Source organism: Vibrio sp. 10N.222.55.C6 (genome assembly GCF_041473395.1).
Taxonomy (GTDB): Bacteria; Pseudomonadota; Gammaproteobacteria; order Enterobacterales; family Vibrionaceae; genus Vibrio; species Vibrio crassostreae_C.
This window is the reverse complement of record NZ_JBFRSD010000201.1, coordinates 962-1,271: the sequence shown is the minus strand read 5'-3', so window position 1 is coordinate 1,271 and position 310 is coordinate 962. Positions and strand designations below refer to the sequence as shown.

At 43.9% G+C, this 310-nt stretch carries 1 pseudogene; it reads right to left on the bottom strand.

From position 1 onward, the window contains the following. A pseudogene (locus tag AB4486_RS23230) lies at window positions 1-310 on the bottom strand (hypothetical protein); the annotation flags it as partial.

Here is a 310-nt window from a genome sequence, read left to right as displayed (position 1 = left end):
ACTTAGATTGCCACCTGAACCGTAAAGCTTGGCATCGATGTCGTTATCCCACCAACGAAGCCCAAACAGATAATCAATCGTGCCAAAATCGTACTGGTAGCGCTTAAACCCCTTCACATCTAAAACACCTTGTCGGATATCAAGGTTGCCCCTCAATACCTCTAGGTTGCTACCTAACACTGAGTTTGTTTTTCCGCTTAACTTCATGAAGCTGTAGTCAATGTAATAGCCCCACTGATTGTCATAGATACCCTCTAAACGCACCATTGCGGTCATATCAAGATGATCCATGATGAATGCAGGATCAACA